Source organism: Nocardia citri, assembly GCF_054065835.1.
On the sequence record NZ_JBSUQM010000005.1, the window covers coordinates 15,475 to 29,217 of the forward strand.

Annotated in this window: 17 protein-coding genes; 12 read left to right on the forward strand and 5 right to left on the reverse strand. The window is 66.8% G+C overall.

From position 1 onward, the window contains the following. The first annotated feature begins 179 nt into the window (after window positions 1-179). A complete protein-coding gene (locus ACW2Q0_RS09595; protein ID WP_457188354.1) occupies window positions 180-725 on the forward strand; it encodes a DoxX family protein in 546 nt (181 codons plus the stop codon). 358 nt (window positions 726-1,083) lie between these two features. Here ACW2Q0_RS09595 and ACW2Q0_RS09600 read toward each other — a convergent pair whose 3' ends face one another. Continuing rightward, the gene (locus ACW2Q0_RS09600) at window positions 1,084-3,129 is read right to left on the reverse strand and encodes an ATP-dependent DNA helicase (RefSeq protein ID WP_457188356.1); all 2,046 of its coding nucleotides are present in this window, start codon (window positions 3,127-3,129) and stop codon (window positions 1,084-1,086) included. A 122-nt stretch (window positions 3,130-3,251) separates the two neighbouring features. Beyond that, window positions 3,252-3,818, reverse strand: coding sequence for a nicotinamidase (locus ACW2Q0_RS09605; RefSeq protein WP_457188358.1), 567 nt, complete (start codon window positions 3,816-3,818; stop codon window positions 3,252-3,254). A gap of 117 nt (window positions 3,819-3,935) precedes the next feature. Here ACW2Q0_RS09605 and ACW2Q0_RS09610 point away from each other — a divergent pair, with 117 nt between their 5' ends. Then, complete coding sequence (locus ACW2Q0_RS09610; RefSeq protein ID WP_457188360.1) at window positions 3,936-4,208, forward strand: hypothetical protein; 273 nt, start codon at window positions 3,936-3,938, stop codon at window positions 4,206-4,208. Here ACW2Q0_RS09610 and ACW2Q0_RS09615 read toward each other — a convergent pair. Further along, window positions 4,138-5,391 carry a nicotinate phosphoribosyltransferase gene (locus tag ACW2Q0_RS09615; protein WP_457188842.1) on the reverse strand — a complete coding sequence of 418 codons (1,254 nt, stop codon included), beginning with the start codon at window positions 5,389-5,391 and terminating at the stop codon, window positions 4,138-4,140. The two genes, ACW2Q0_RS09610 and ACW2Q0_RS09615, sit on opposite strands and share 71 nt — an antisense overlap. A gap of 162 nt (window positions 5,392-5,553) precedes the next feature. Between ACW2Q0_RS09615 and clpS the strand changes: the two genes are divergently transcribed. From clpS to rdgB, 10 genes are all read left to right on the forward strand, one after another. After that, entirely contained in the window at window positions 5,554-5,874 is a 321-nt protein-coding gene (gene clpS, locus ACW2Q0_RS09620; RefSeq protein WP_457188362.1) for an ATP-dependent Clp protease adapter ClpS, read from the forward strand. A 23-nt stretch (window positions 5,875-5,897) separates the two neighbouring features. Continuing rightward, window positions 5,898-6,467 carry an oxidative stress transcriptional regulator AosR gene (aosR, locus tag ACW2Q0_RS09625; protein WP_457188364.1) on the forward strand — a complete coding sequence of 190 codons (570 nt, stop codon included), beginning with the start codon at window positions 5,898-5,900 and terminating at the stop codon, window positions 6,465-6,467. A gap of 78 nt (window positions 6,468-6,545) precedes the next feature. Continuing rightward, window positions 6,546-7,607: a P1 family peptidase gene (locus ACW2Q0_RS09630; RefSeq protein WP_457188366.1), complete on the forward strand. Its 1,062-nt coding sequence runs from the start codon at window positions 6,546-6,548 to the stop codon at window positions 7,605-7,607. A 190-nt stretch (window positions 7,608-7,797) separates the two neighbouring features. Continuing rightward, window positions 7,798-8,220, forward strand: coding sequence for a Mov34/MPN/PAD-1 family protein (locus ACW2Q0_RS09635; protein ID WP_040687189.1), 423 nt, complete (start codon window positions 7,798-7,800; stop codon window positions 8,218-8,220). 31 nt (window positions 8,221-8,251) lie between these two features. Beyond that, window positions 8,252-8,524 (forward strand): MoaD/ThiS family protein, encoded by a 273-nt coding sequence (locus ACW2Q0_RS09640; RefSeq protein WP_063044714.1) that lies wholly within the window; start codon window positions 8,252-8,254, stop codon window positions 8,522-8,524. 7 nt (window positions 8,525-8,531) lie between these two features. Then, window positions 8,532-9,494, forward strand: a complete 963-nt coding sequence (locus ACW2Q0_RS09645; protein WP_457188369.1) for a PLP-dependent cysteine synthase family protein — start codon at window positions 8,532-8,534, stop codon at window positions 9,492-9,494. Window positions 9,495-9,681: 187 nt separating this feature from the next. Continuing rightward, window positions 9,682-10,326, forward strand: a complete 645-nt coding sequence (locus tag ACW2Q0_RS09650; protein ID WP_457188844.1) for a rhomboid family intramembrane serine protease — start codon at window positions 9,682-9,684, stop codon at window positions 10,324-10,326. 146 nt (window positions 10,327-10,472) lie between these two features. Further along, window positions 10,473-11,237, forward strand: a complete 765-nt coding sequence (locus ACW2Q0_RS09655) for a cyclic nucleotide-degrading phosphodiesterase (protein ID WP_457188846.1) — start codon at window positions 10,473-10,475, stop codon at window positions 11,235-11,237. 42 nt (window positions 11,238-11,279) lie between these two features. After that, the gene (gene rph, locus ACW2Q0_RS09660; RefSeq protein ID WP_457188371.1) at window positions 11,280-12,050 is read left to right on the forward strand and encodes a ribonuclease PH; all 771 of its coding nucleotides are present in this window, start codon (window positions 11,280-11,282) and stop codon (window positions 12,048-12,050) included. Beyond that, on the forward strand, window positions 12,050-12,661 hold the full coding sequence (gene rdgB / locus ACW2Q0_RS09665; protein WP_457188373.1) for an RdgB/HAM1 family non-canonical purine NTP pyrophosphatase: 612 nt from the start codon (window positions 12,050-12,052) through the stop codon (window positions 12,659-12,661). The genes rph and rdgB overlap by 1 nt, the downstream gene beginning before the upstream one ends. 213 nt (window positions 12,662-12,874) lie before the next feature. Here the strand turns inward: rdgB and ACW2Q0_RS09670 are convergent, their stop codons facing one another. After that, on the reverse strand, window positions 12,875-13,207 hold the full coding sequence (locus ACW2Q0_RS09670; RefSeq protein WP_457188848.1) for a DUF3817 domain-containing protein: 333 nt from the start codon (window positions 13,205-13,207) through the stop codon (window positions 12,875-12,877). A 38-nt stretch (window positions 13,208-13,245) separates the two neighbouring features. After that, window positions 13,246-13,716 (reverse strand): transcriptional regulator, encoded by a 471-nt coding sequence (locus ACW2Q0_RS09675; protein WP_457188375.1) that lies wholly within the window; start codon window positions 13,714-13,716, stop codon window positions 13,246-13,248. Window positions 13,717-13,743 lie beyond the last annotated feature (27 nt).

Sequence of the window (13,743 nt, forward strand, 5' to 3'; positions counted from 1 at the left end):
GCGCATTCCGCGATGTGGGCGCTGATGGTGACGTTCCTCGGATATTTCTTCTTCCTCTCCGAATAGGCCCGGTTATCGCGCGGTCGCGCCGCGGTGTGCGATAATCGGACCGCAGTCCGATTCATTGCCGAGGCTAAACAGCCACTGTTCATAACCGATGCACGGATGAGGACCAGCACATGACCAACAACGGCGCACTCGAACGCCCCACCGATCCCAGTACCTCCACGCTCGACAACTCCGCCGCCGATATCGGCCTGCTGCTGCTGCGCGTCGTCTTCGGCGGCCTGCTGGCGGCGCACGGCTCCCAGAAACTGTTCGGCTGGTTCAATGGCGCGGGTTGGCGCGCCAACGCCGCGACCTTCGATTCCATGGGCTACAACCCTGGCAAACTGTTCGGCACACTCGCCGGACTCAGCGAATTCACCGGCGGTCTCCTGCTGGTGCTCGGCCTGCTGACGCCGCTGGCCTCGGCCATCGTGCTCGGCACCATGATCAATGCGGTCAATGCCACCTGGGGTGGCGGCCTGCTGAGCGGTAAGGGCTACGAAATGCCCTTGTTATTCGCCGCCGCCGGCGCGGTGGTCGCATTCACCGGCCCCGGCAAGTTCTCCCTCGACCACGGCCGTCCGTGGCAGCGGCAGGGCGTTGTCTGGGGCGTGGCCGCAATCGTGGTGGCCGTGATCGCGGCCATGGTCACGTTGATCCTCAAATGGACGCTCTGATCTGATTCGCGTTTCATCGGAAGTCGAGTGCGGGACCAGCACCGTGGTCGCGCCGCGGTGAAACTCGCTGCGCCACCTGGACGGTCGAGAATGTATCCACCGAGGTCGGCTTCGGTGAGTGCGCAGATCGCGCGGTATTCGGCCAGAGATCTTGCGCGGATAGGAATTCGCCGAGACGGTCTCACGGGTGGACCGGTAGTGACAGGGATTTGTGGTGTCCCCGCGCGCAGGGCTTGGCGCGGAGACCGCCGATACACCCGGTGTGGGAATTGGGGTTACACCGAGGTATCGGTTCTCAACTTACTTCCGTCTGGAAGTACTTGAGAATTCTGGTGAGTGATCTCGCGGATCGACCGGTTCAGGCGCTCGCTGCGGTGAGCCGACGCAGTGCCTTGGTGACGACGTCGGGATCCGAGGTCTCCCAGTACGGCGGCAGTGAAGCCCGCAGATAGCCACCGTAGCGTGCGGTCGCCAAACGTGAATCCAGAATCGCGACCACTCCGCGGTCGTCGACGCTGCGCAAGAGCCTGCCGGTGCCCTGGGCCAGCAGCAGCGCGGCGTGATTGGCCGCGACGGTCATGAAGCCGTTGCCCCCACGCGACTCGACGGCGCGCTGTCGCGCGGTCAGCAGCGGATCGTCGGGGCGTGGGAACGGGATACGATCCAGGATCACCAGGCTCAGCGACGGACCCGGCACATCGACGCCCTGCCATAGCGACAGTGTGCCGAACAGGGAGGTCTGCGGGTCGTCGGCGAACTTACGCACCAGCGCGCCGGTCGAGTCGTCGCCTTGACACAGCACGGGCGTATTCAGCCGCTCGCGCAGTGCGTCGGTGGCCGCACGGGCGGCGCGCATCGAGGAGAACAGCCCGAGTGTGCGTCCGCCCGCCGCGCTGATCAGCCGTTCGATTTCCGCGAGATAGGCCGGTGCCAGACCGTCCTGGCCAGGCGCGGGCAGGTGTTTGGCGACATACAGGATGCCGGATTTGGCGTGGTCGAACGGCGAGCCGACATCGAGCGAACTCCAGCGCACGCTATCCGCGTCCGAGGGTGCCTGCGCGCCGTTGGCGGCTGCGGTATCGCTGCGGTTGGCCGATTGTGCGGGCAGGCCCCAGGTGATGGCGAGCCCGTCGAAGGAGCCGCCGATCTGTAGGGTGGCCGAGGTCAGCACGACGGTGGCGGTGCCGAAAAGCCTGCTGCGCAGTAGCCCGCCCACCGACAGCGGCGCCATCCGCAGTGTCCGCCGGGTGACGCCGCGGATCTCGTCGGCGGCGAGCCAGATGACATCGTGACGCTTGGCCGGATCGGGTTCGTCGAAGGCGGTCAACGCGCGCACCGCGCTGTCGTGCACCTCATCGATGCCGGCCAGTGCCTGGGTGCGCGCGGCCGCGCTTTCCGGATCGCCCGGTGCGGTGGTGCCGCCGGGTGGCGCGAGTGCGGTCCGGGCGTTCCAGGCGGCGTCGCGGACCAGCGCGAGCACCGGGGCGGTGCCATCCGGCAGTGTGTCCCAGCGCGCGGCGGGCAGGTCATCGAGCACCGTGTGCCAGGCCTCGGCGGCCTGCTCCAGGCGGTCCACTTCCCGCTGGTCGATGAGTTTGGCGCAGCGCCGGGCCGCGGTGCTGATCGCCGACGGGGCCAATTCGGCGGTGGCGACGCCGGTGACCCGGTCGACGAGCTCATGCGCCTCGTCGATGACGACCACATCGTGTTCGGGCAGCACTTGGATGCCGCTGATCGCATCGATGGCGAGCAGGGCGTGATTGGTCACCACCACATCGGCCTGCGCCGATTCCGCCCTGGCTCGTTCTGCGAAACAGTCCTGGCCGAACGGGCAGCGCGACTTGCCGAGGCATTCCCGCGAGGACACGCTGACCTGCCGCCAGGCCCGATCGGTGACGCCGGGGGCGAGTTCGTCCCGATCGCCGGTTTCGGTATTCGAGGCCCATTCGTTGAGCCGCTGCACCTCCCGGCCCAGCCGCGAGATGGCGAACGCGTCGAAGAGCTCCGCTTCCGCGGGTTCGTCCGGAATCGCGCTATTGATCTTGTTCAGGCACAGATAGTTATTGCGCCCCTTGAGGATCGCGAATTTCGCCTCCCGCCCCAGCGGCTTGCTCAGCGCCTCGGCCAGTCGCGGCAGATCCCGGTCGACGAGCTGACGCTGCAGCGCGATCGTCGCGGTCGAGACCACCACGGTCCGGCCGGTGCGCACCGCGTGACGCAGACTCGGTACCAGATACGCCAGCGACTTTCCGGTCCCGGTGCCCGCCTGCACCGCGAGGTGCTCGTGGGTGTCGATGGCGTGATCCACCGCCGCCGCCATCGTCACCTGCCCGACGCGCTCCTTCCCGCCGAGCGCGCGCACAGCGGTGGCCAAAAGCTCGGGGACAGGCGGCAGTTCGGGCACCCGACGAGCCTACTGCTTCGGTCCGACACAGATCACCGCCCGATCGGATCATCGGCCTGCTCCGCATACCTGCCACACGCGAACCCGGCGTGTCCTGCGGCAGGTCGGTGTGTCGGTCCGCGCTAGCGAACGACCGAACCCTCGATATCGACTCCCGCCGCGCGCATGCGATCGAGTGCGGTGGTGGTCGTATCGGGGGCGACGCCCGCGGTGAAGTCCAGCAACACCCTGGTGTCGAAACCTTCGATGCGGGCGTCCAGTGCGGTCGCGCGCACACAGTGGTCGGTGGCGATGCCGACGATATCGAGTTCATCGATGGCACGCTCGCGCAGCCAGTCCGCGAGACTGGTGCCGTCTTCGGTGGCGCCTTCGAAACCTGAATAGGCGGCGCAGTATTGGCCCTTGGAGAAGATCTCCTGGATCTGCTCGGTGTTCAGGGCGGGGTGGAAATCCGCACCGGAGGTGCCGACCCGGCAGTGCGGCGGCCAGGTGTCCACGTAATCCGGATGTTCGGAGAAGTGCCCACCGGGATCGATGTGGTAGTCGCGGGTGGCGACGACCGCACTGTAACGTGCGGAGTTCAGGTAGCCGCTGATGCGCCGGGCGACGGTGGACCCGCCGGTGACGGCCAGGGATCCGCCCTCGCAGAAATCGTTCTGCACGTCGACGATGATCAACGCTCGGTTCATGTCGACCTCACTTTCCCAGGATCTCCAGCGCCGAGGTGTAAACACTCGGGCTGCTGTCTGTGGATTACATTGTGCCGCCAGATCGATCAGGCGGGCCAGGAACGCTCGGAGGTCCATGTGAGCAGCACCGTCAGAATTTCGATCGCACTCTTCGTCGGCTACACGGCCTACCTCGCCACCGCCTTTCTGCTCGGCGAGCGACCCGACGAGGTCGGTGACCGGGTGCGGCTGCTGAGCAAGGGGTTGCTGATCGTGCTGGTCGTGATCTGCTTCGTGGAATGGCTGGCCAAGCGCAATGCCGGAGCCATCCGCGCCCGCGTCAACTCACAAATGTCGTCGGAATCGCAGGCTCCCCAGCCGACAGCTTCAGGCCCTCCCACGGCAGGCTGACCAACCCCCGCGCCACCAATTTGCGACTGTCCGCGAGCGTGGGCAGCCCGGCAACCGGTTCGCCACCGCGCACCAGCGGTGTCAACAGCTCGTGAACCTCGAAACCGCTTGTAGCGGGCGGGGTTCCGGTGGCCGGGTAGACGATCTCCTCGACCACGGTGCCGGTCCGGCGGGACAGCCGAATCGCTTTCTTGGTACCGCCGCGTGACTCCTTGCGGCTGCTGCGCTTGGCGACCGGCAGCCCGTCCACCTCGACCAGCTTGTAGACCATTCCGGCGGTGGGTGCCCCGGACCCGGTGACCAGCGACGTCCCGACCCCATAGGCGTCCACCGGTTCGGCGCGCAGCGCGGCTATCGCGTACTCGTCCAGATCACCGGAGACCACGATGTGCGTCTTGGTCGCGCCGAGTCGGTCGAGTTGCTCGCGCACTTGTCTGGCCAGTACGCCGAGATCACCGGAATCGATACGGACGCCGCCCAATTCGGGTCCGGCGACCTCGATGGCGGTCGCCACCCCTTCGGTGATGTCGAAGGTGTCGACGAGCAGTATGGTGCCGATGCCCAGCGCCTCGATCTGACCGCGGAACGCGGCCGCCTCGTGCGCGCCGTCCGCGGTACTGTGCAGCAGGGTGAACGCATGCGCGCTCGTGCCTGCGCCGGGCACGCCGAAACGGCGCACGGCCTCCAGATTGGAGGTGGCGTCGAAACCGGCCAGATACGCGGCGCGCGAGCAGGACGGTGCGGCGAGTTCGTGGGCGCGGCGTGAGCCCATCTCGATCATCCGGCGGCCGGCGGCCGCGCTCACCATGCGGGCGGCGGCCGAGGCGATCGCGCTGTCGTGGTTGAGGATCGACAGCGCGAGAGTCTCCAAGAGGACGCATTCGGCGAAGCTGCCGCGCACCGAAAGAATCGGCGAACCCGGGAAGTACAGCTCGCCCTCGGGATAGCCGTCGATATCGCCGGTGAAGCGGTAGTCGCGCAGCCAATCGATGGTCTTCGAGTCCAGGAAAGCGGCCGCGATCTCGAGCTCGGCCTCCTCGAAGCGGAAATGCGCCAGCGCGTCGACCAGTCGGCCGGTGCCCGCGACGACGCCGTAGCGGCGACCATTCGGCAAGCGCCGTGCAAACACCTCGAAGGTGCAGCGGCGGTGCGCCGAGCCGTCGCCGAGGGCGGCCGCGAGCATGGTCAGTTCGTACTGATCGGTCAGCAGTGCGGTGCTGCGTATCTCCACCCAAGCCACTGTAGACAGCGGTAGCGGGCATGATAAGCCGGTGGCGTCGGGGTGTGTGCCGATTACCGGTGTGCGGGTGTTGTGTATCCGGAGTCGAGTCGTACCCTGAGTGTTATGGGCTTGTGCGAAGCGAACGCGACACTGTCGGCGGCACAGGCGACTCCGGAGGCGGTCGAATACACCGAGATCCTGGAGGCCGAGGACCGTCCGTGGGTGACGGTCGTCTGGGATGATCCGGTCAACCTCATGCACTATGTCACGTACATCTTCCAGAAGCTGTTCGGCTACAGCAAAGCGAAGGCGACCGAATTGATGCTCAAGGTGCACAACGAGGGCAAAGCAGTGGTGTCGTCGGGTTCGCGGGACAAGATGGAGCAGGACGTGAGACGACTGCACGCCGCCGGACTCTGGGCGACCATGCAACGGGACGACTGACCGGTACGACTACCCTGACGTCAGTGCGTAAGTGGAGCCGGAAGAACTCGCTGAGCGGCCTCAAACTGCGATCCGAAATGGACGCGCGTGAGGCGAGCGTGCTGCGGTCCCTGGTCGGTGCCGTTTCCGGCCTGCTGACCGAGCGGGCCCAGTCCGCACCCGACGATGAGCTGGCCGAGCTCACCGGGCTGCGCAGCGGCAATACCACCCCGCCCGACGATCCCCGGCTGCATCGGCTGCTGCCGGACTTCCACCGAAGTGAGCCGGGTTCGCCCGATGCCGATCGTGCCGATCTCAACAGCGCGCTGCGCGGCCTGCACGAGCCGGAGATCATCGACGCCAAGTTGGCGGCTGGTTCGGTGGTGCTGAATACGGTGCCGACCGATGGCGGGAAGATCGTGCTGACACCGGAGCAGGCCGACGCCTGGTTGACCGCGCTGACCGATGTGCGGCTGGCATTGGGCACGGTGCTCGGAATCGATGCCGAGACACCGGATCATCTCGAACCCGATGATCCGCGTGGGCCGCATCTGGATGTGTACCACTGGCTGACCTGGATGCAGGATTCGCTGTTGCAGGCCCTCGCGCCCTGACGGTCGGGATGTGTCACGGTCCGAGGCTTCGCAGGTCCGCATGGAGACGGTTGTGACGAGCGGTCAGGAGCACATGCTGTGAATGGGCAAGCGGGACTCCGGAATTCGCTTACCGATGTGCCCGGTGTGCTGGTCGGGCACCATCACGTGCTCGATCCGGACGCGAGGCTGGGCTCCGGTGCGGCGACCGGCTGTACCGTCGTGCGCGCGCCCGGCGGGGCGATCGCCGCCGTCGATGTGCGCGGCGGTGGGCCGGGGACCAGGGAAACCGATCTGCTCGACCCGGGTAACACTGTGCGCCAAGTGAATTCGATCCTGCTCACCGGCGGCAGCGCCTATGGACTCGCGGCTGCCGACGGCGTAATGCGTTGGCTGGAGGAACATCATGAGGGCATACCCATGGATCCGGCCGATCCGAGGCGGGTGGTGCCCATCGTCCCCGCCGCGGTGATCTTCGATCTTCCTGTGGGAGACTGGCGAATTCGACCGACTGCCGATTTCGGCTTCCTGGCCGCCGAGGCGGCGGCAATGGAGTTCGAGCGCGGGTGTGTGGGCGCGGGCGTCGGTGCGCGGGCCGGTTCGATCAAGGGCGGCGTAGGGACCGCGAGCGTCGTGCTCGGCGCGGGCGCCGCCGCGGGTAGCACTGTGGCGGCGCTGGTCGTCGCGAACCCCGTGGGCTCGGTTTTCGACCCCCGTAGCGGGTTGCCCTGGGGTACCGGCACCGAAGGCGCCGACGCATTCGGCCTGTATCCCGCCACACCCGAGCAACTGGCCGTCGCCAACGCTCTCCCGGTCAAAGGCACCGTCCTCAACACGACCATCGGCGTTGTCGCCACCGACGCACCCCTGGACCCGACCGGCTGTCAACGCTTGGCAACCACCGCCCACGATGGGCTCGCCCGTGCCATCCGTCCCGCCCACTCACCCCTCGACGGCGACGCCCTGTTCGCCCTGTCGACCGGTACCGCCGAAACCACCGCCGCCGTATTGCCGCCCGCCTTTCCGTCCGACCTGCTGGTCCTCGACGAGGTCTGCACCGCCGCCGCGGTCTGCGTCGAGCGCGCCATCGTCGACGCCATCCTCACCGCCCACTCCGTCGCCGGCATCCCGGCCTACTCCGACCTCTTCCCGCGCTCTTAGCCGGTCCGGCAAAGCTTCGGACGACCTCGCACATCGACTCGCCGCCCGACATGCCGGGCGGAATCCACAAAACGGTGCGGGAGCGCGGGAGGGGGACCGGGGGAGGGGGTGGGAATAGAACGAATATTCTGGGTCGTTGTCGGGTGCGGTATGTCGGCATTGGATGCCGAGTGCGGAAGGGTTTGAGCTCGTGCTGGTGATCAGGACCGACCTGGTGGAGGCGATGGTGGCGCATGCGCGCGCCGATCACCCGGACGAGGCCTGCGGTGTCATCGCCGGTCCGGAGGGATCGGATCGGCCGGAGCGGTTCATCGCCATGGTCAATGCCGAGCGCTCGCCGACCTTCTACCGGTTCGATTCCGGGGAGCAGTTGAAGGTGTGGCGGGCGATGGACGACGCCGACGAGACCCCGGTGGTGATCTACCACTCGCATACCGCCACCGAGGCCTATCCGAGCCGTACCGATATCTCCTATGCGTCCGAGCCGTTCGCGCATTACGTGTTGATCTCCACCCGCGATCCCGAGCAGCACGAGCTGCGCAGCTACCGGATCGTGGACGGAGAGGTCACCGAGGAGCCGGTCCGGATCGTCGATGCGTACGAGACCGTTTAGTACCCATGTTCGTCGAATTCGAGGAGTTCCCATGCCGGTAACCGTGTCCATCCCGACCATCATGCGTGGCCTCACCGGAGGCGAGAAGCGCGTCGACGCCCAGGGCTCCACCCTGTCCGCGCTGATCGATAACCTCGAGGCCAACCATCCGGGCCTCGCGGAGCGGCTGCTCAAGGACGGCAAGCTCAACCGCTACGTCAACATCTACGTCGACGACGAGGATGTGCGCTTCGCGGGCGGCCTCGAAGCCGAGGTACCCGAGGGTGCGAGCGTCACCATCCTGCCCGCCGTCGCCGGAGGCTGATCGACCCGTGGCGCGCTATGAATCGTTGATCGCGACCCTCGGCAACACCCCGCTGGTCGGGCTGCGCAACCTGTCCCCGCAGTGGCACGGTGACCATCCGGTGCGGCTGTGGGCCAAGCTCGAGGACCGCAACCCGACCGGTTCCATCAAGGACCGGCCCGCGTTGCGGATGATCGAACAGGCCGAGGCCGACGGACTGCTGACACCCGGCTGCACGATCCTGGAGCCGACCAGCGGAAATACCGGAATCTCGCTGGCCATGGCAGCCAAACTCAAGGGCTACCGGCTGGTCTGCGTGATGCCGGAGAACACCTCGGTCGAGCGCCGTCAGCTGCTGACCATGTTCGGCGCGCAGATCATCGATTCCCCGGCCGCGGGCGGTTCGAATCAGGCGGTCGCGCTGGCCAAGCAGATCGCCGCGGAGAATCCGGACTGGGTGATGCTGTACCAGTACGGCAATCCGGCCAATGCCCTGGCGCACTACGAGACCACTGGCCCGGAAATTCTCGCTGACCTGCCCGAGATCACCCATTTCGTCGCGGGTCTCGGCACCACGGGCACGCTGATGGGGACCGGCCGCTTTCTGCGCGAGAAGGTGCCCGGCATCGAAATCGTCGCGGCCGAACCGCGCTACGGCGAACTCGTGTACGGACTGCGCAATATCGATGAGGGTTTCATTCCCGAGCTCTACGACGAATCGGTGCTGACCACTCGCTTTTCGGTCGGTCCCTTCGATGCGGTGAAGCGCACGCGCGAACTGGTGTTGGAAGAGGGCATTTTCGCGGGCATTTCGACCGGCGCGATTCTGCATGCGGCACTCGGTGTCGCGCGCAAATGCGTGCGGGCGGGTACGCGGGCGGATATCGCATTCGTGGTTGCCGATGGCGGCTGGAAGTACCTGTCCACCGGCGCTTACGACGGGACTCTCGAAGAGGCCGAGGAGCGCCTCGACGGCCAGCTCTGGGCCTGAATTTCGACCGGATTCGTGGCCGCCGGGTCCTGATATGGCCCGGTACTCTCGAAAGAGCGGGTCCTCGCGTGCCGAGGACTCGCTCCACGAGGAGGTTGCGATGACCGGCGGTTCGGGAATCGGTTCGTCGTTCGATCCGGAGCGGATCGCCGCACTGCGTGCCCAACTGGGTCAGCCGATCGGTTCGATGCCGAACGTGCCGACGCCCGAGACGCCCGCCGAACCGAATAGTTTCGCGCCGATCAAACGGCTCTGGCTGCGCGCGGGCATCATCATCACCGCATTCGTCGCCCTGCTTTACGGGATCGAAGGTGTCGACAACCTCGACCACAACAAACTCGATGACAACGGCATCGAACCGCGCGAGGCGGACGGTCTGTGGGGCATTCTCTGGGCCCCGGTCCTGCACCACGGCTGGGACCACTTATTCGCCAATACGCTTCCGATCCTCGTCCTCGGCTTCATCACCCTGCTCGCGGGCATCGGACGCGGACTCGCCGCCACCGCGATCGTCTGGATCGTGGCCGGAGTCGGCGTCTGGCTCACCGGCGCCACCGGATCGGTGCATCTCGGCGCGTCCTCGTTGATCTTCGGCTGGTTGACCTTCCTGATCTCACGCGGTTGGTTCGCCCGCAATCTCGTGCAGATCGGCATCGGGCTGGTCGTACTGGCGATTTACGGGTCGGTGCTGTGGGGTGTGCTGCCCGGGCAGCCCGGAATCTCTTGGCAGGGGCATCTTTTCGGGGCAATGGGTGGAGTGCTGGCGGGCCGGGTACTCTCCGGTGATGAACGTCGACACCGTCGGGGGGATCGAGCCGGAGTCAGTGCGTAGCCGCGGTAATCGCACGGCGCGCAGCGGAATGCGGGGATCGGTGCTCGAGTGAGCGAACAGAGCACAGCCGAGCTCTCGCTCGTGACGGCGCCGAACGTTAGCGAGGCGCTCTCATGAACGAGAATTCGTCGTGGCAGCATGGGGGAATGCGCCTTACCGTCCTCGGGTGCTCGGGCAGTGTGTCCGGCCCGGACTCCCCAGCGTCGGGGTACCTACTGACCGGGCCGGATATGTTGCCGGTGGTCATCGACTTCGGACCCGGCGTGCTGGGCGCATTGCAGCGCTACGCTGATCCCGGCGAGGTCGATATCTTCCTCACACATCTGCACGCCGATCACTGCCTGGATCTGCCCGGCCTGCTGGTCTGGCGGCGCTACCACCCGACACCCGTGGTGGGGCAGGCGATCGTGCGCGGTCCATCGGATAGTGCGGTGCGCATCGGCAATGCCTCCGCCGAGGTCGGCGGTGCGTGCGACGACTGGTCCGATGTCGTCGATCATCAGCCGTGGGTCGACGGTGCGGCGGTCGAATTCGGTCCGGGCCACACGGTGCTCGCGCGCCGGGTGTATCACCCGCCGGAGTCGTACGGTCTGCGCATCGTGACCGCGGCCGGACGGACGTTCGTCTATACCGGCGACACCGCGATGTGTGATGCGGTACTCGAACTCGCGCAGGGCGCCGACATCCTCATGTCGGAGGCGTCGTGGACGCACGATCCGGCGAATCGGCCGCCCGGCATGCATCTTTCCGGCACCGAGGCGGGCATTATCGCCGAGCGTGCGGGCGTGAAAGAACTGCTGCTCACCCACATTCCGCCGTGGACGTCCCGCGAGGACGTGATCGCCGAGGCGAAGGCGCAGTTCTCCGGACCGGTGCACGCCGTCGCACCGGGGGAAACCTTCGACATCTGACCGGTTGGCGCGGGCGGTAAGCCATGTGACTAGGCTTGGCGCGTGTCGAGACGAGCCGATGGCAGGGCGGACGATGAGCTCCGCGAGGTACGGATCACCCGTGGCTTCACCACGCATCCAGCCGGTTCGGTGCTGGTGGAGTTCGGGCAGACCCGGGTGATGTGCACCGCGAGCGTCACCGAGGGCGTGCCGCCATGGCGGCGCGATTCCGGACTCGGCTGGCTCACCGCCGAATACGCGATGCTGCCCGCGGCCACGCATACCCGCAGCGGGCGGGAATCGGTGAAGGGCAAGGTCGGCGGTCGTACCCAGGAGATCAGCCGGTTGATCGGCCGGTCGCTGCGCGCCTGCATCGACCTGGCGGCCATCGGTGAGAACACCATTGCCATCGACTGCGATGTGTTGCAGGCCGACGGTGGCACGCGGACCGCGGCCATCACCGGCGCATATGTCGCGCTCTCGGACGCGGTCACCTACCTCGGTGCGGCGGGCGGATTAGCCGACCCGCAGCCGATCTCGTGTGCGATCGCCGCGGTGAGCGTCGGCGTCGTCGACGGTCGGGTGCGGTTGGACCTGCCGTACGAAGAGGATTCGCGCGCCGAGGTCGATATGAATGTGGTCGCCACCGATACCGGCACCTTGGTGGAGATCCAGGGCACCGGTGAGGGCGCCACCTTCCCGCGCTCCACCCTGGACAAGCTGCTCGATGCCGCACTCGCCGGATGTGAGCACCTGTTCACCGTCCAGAAAGAGGCGCTCGCACTGCCGTACCCGGGCGTGCTGCCGCAGCCTGCCGAGTCGAAGAAGAAGTGATGTCGCGCCGCGTCCTGGTCGCCAGTCGCAATGCCAAGAAGTTGAACGAACTGCGCCGGATCCTCGCCGACGCGGGTATCGCGGGCATCGAAATCGTCGGACTCGGCGATGTGCCCGCCTACGACGAGGCGCCCGAGACCGGCGCGACCTTCGAGGAGAACGCGCTGGCGAAGGCGTGCGATGGTGCGGCCGCCACCGGATTGCCCTGTGTGGCAGACGATTCCGGGATCGCGGTGGACGCGTTGAATGGGATGCCCGGCGTGCTGTCCGCGCGCTGGGCTGGGGTGCACGGCGACGATGCGGCCAATAACGCGCTGCTGCTCGCGCAACTCGGTGACGTACCGGACCAGCGGCGCGGCGCGCAGTTCGTCTCCACCTGCGCGCTGGTGGTGCCCGGTGGCCCCGAGATCGTGGTGCGCGGTGAATGGCCGGGCGCGATCGGCCGGAAGCCGGTGGGCGACGGCGGATTCGGCTATGATCCGCTGTTCATTCCGGAAGGTGGCGATCTCACGGCTGCCCAGCTGACTCCCGCCGAAAAGGATGCCGTTTCCCACCGCGGACGCGCGCTCACCCAACTTCTTCCCGCGCTCGCGGCGCTCGTGGAGTCCTGAGTCAGCCGCAACCCTCCAGACGATGCTCGTCGTCGTCCGGTTGGGCCTGACATTCCGGACGCGCTGGCATGGACATCCCGAGACGCGGAACTGTGCGGCAGCTGGTGGCGTTCTGGGTCGGCTGCGGTTGTGGGGTGCTGTGCGGTGCGGTGGCTCGCCGAATCCTGGATCAGCCGCACGCCTGTGACCCCACAGTTGTGCGGCTGCCGGGGATCAGAGGTTGAAGTCTTGTTTGACCTTGTTCGCGTTGACGTGTTCGACGAAGAAGGAAAGCAAGGGGATGGTGCCTGCGATCAGGGTGCCGACGGTGCGCGCGATCGGCCAGCGCACCTTGACCGCGAGGTCGGCGGTGACCAGCAGGTAGACGAAGTAGACCCAGCCGTGCACCACCGCGATCCAGTTCGGGGTGTGCACACCGAAGCCGTACTTGGCGATCATCTCGCCGGTGAGCAGCAGCAGCCACAGACCCGTCGTCCAGGCGAGCACGCGGTAGCGCAGCAGTGCTGGCTTGATCTTCGCGATATTGGTGGCCGTCGGCTCCGGTATGAGCGTCGCGGCGGATTCGGTCGAATTCTCGCTGGTGGTCAACCGGCGCTCCTCTGTGTGTCGTGGATGAGGCCCGCATCCCGGACGTGTTGGTCGATATCTCTGGCGTGCAGTTCGGCCAGATATTTGTTGTATTCGGCGAGTACCGGATCATCGTCGCGGGCCGCTTTGGGCCGCTCGGGCAGCAGTCCGGCCGGAATCTCGCGCGGTGCATAGGCTTTCGCGCGACGGCGCGCCTTCGCGGTTGCCGATTCGGCTTTCGGCTCCGTCGCGTCCCTATCCGCCTCGGATTCGGACTCCAGCCGTACGAACCGGAAGTACGCGAAGACCGCGAATCCGGCGAACAGCGGCCACTGCAACGCATAGCCGAGATTCTGGCCGGTGCCACTCGCGGACTCGAACCGCTCCCACTGCCACCAACCCAATGCCAGGCATGCGAGGGCGGCCACGATCACCAGCACGATGAGGGCCGGGCGATTGTGTGCCGAGCGGCGGGGTGGAGCGGACACGGATACCACGGTACCCGTCTACTACAC

Coding starts and splice junctions, on each gene's coding strand:
- ACW2Q0_RS09595 (WP_457188354.1), top strand. CDS start 180: ATGACCAACAACGGCGCACTCGAACGCCCCACCGATCCCAGTACCTCC.
- ACW2Q0_RS09605 (WP_457188358.1), bottom strand. CDS start 3,818: ATGAACCGAGCGTTGATCATCGTCGACGTGCAGAACGATTTCTGCGAG.
- ACW2Q0_RS09615 (WP_457188842.1), bottom strand. CDS start 5,391: ATGCTCGCGGCCGCCCTCGGCGACGGCTCGGCGCACCGCCGCTGCACC.
- clpS (WP_457188362.1), top strand. CDS start 5,554: ATGGGCTTGTGCGAAGCGAACGCGACACTGTCGGCGGCACAGGCGACT.
- ACW2Q0_RS09640 (WP_063044714.1), top strand. CDS start 8,252: ATGCCGGTAACCGTGTCCATCCCGACCATCATGCGTGGCCTCACCGGA.
- ACW2Q0_RS09650 (WP_457188844.1), top strand. CDS start 9,682: ATGCCGAACGTGCCGACGCCCGAGACGCCCGCCGAACCGAATAGTTTC.
- ACW2Q0_RS09655 (WP_457188846.1), top strand. CDS start 10,473: ATGCGCCTTACCGTCCTCGGGTGCTCGGGCAGTGTGTCCGGCCCGGAC.
- rdgB (WP_457188373.1), top strand. CDS start 12,050: ATGTCGCGCCGCGTCCTGGTCGCCAGTCGCAATGCCAAGAAGTTGAAC.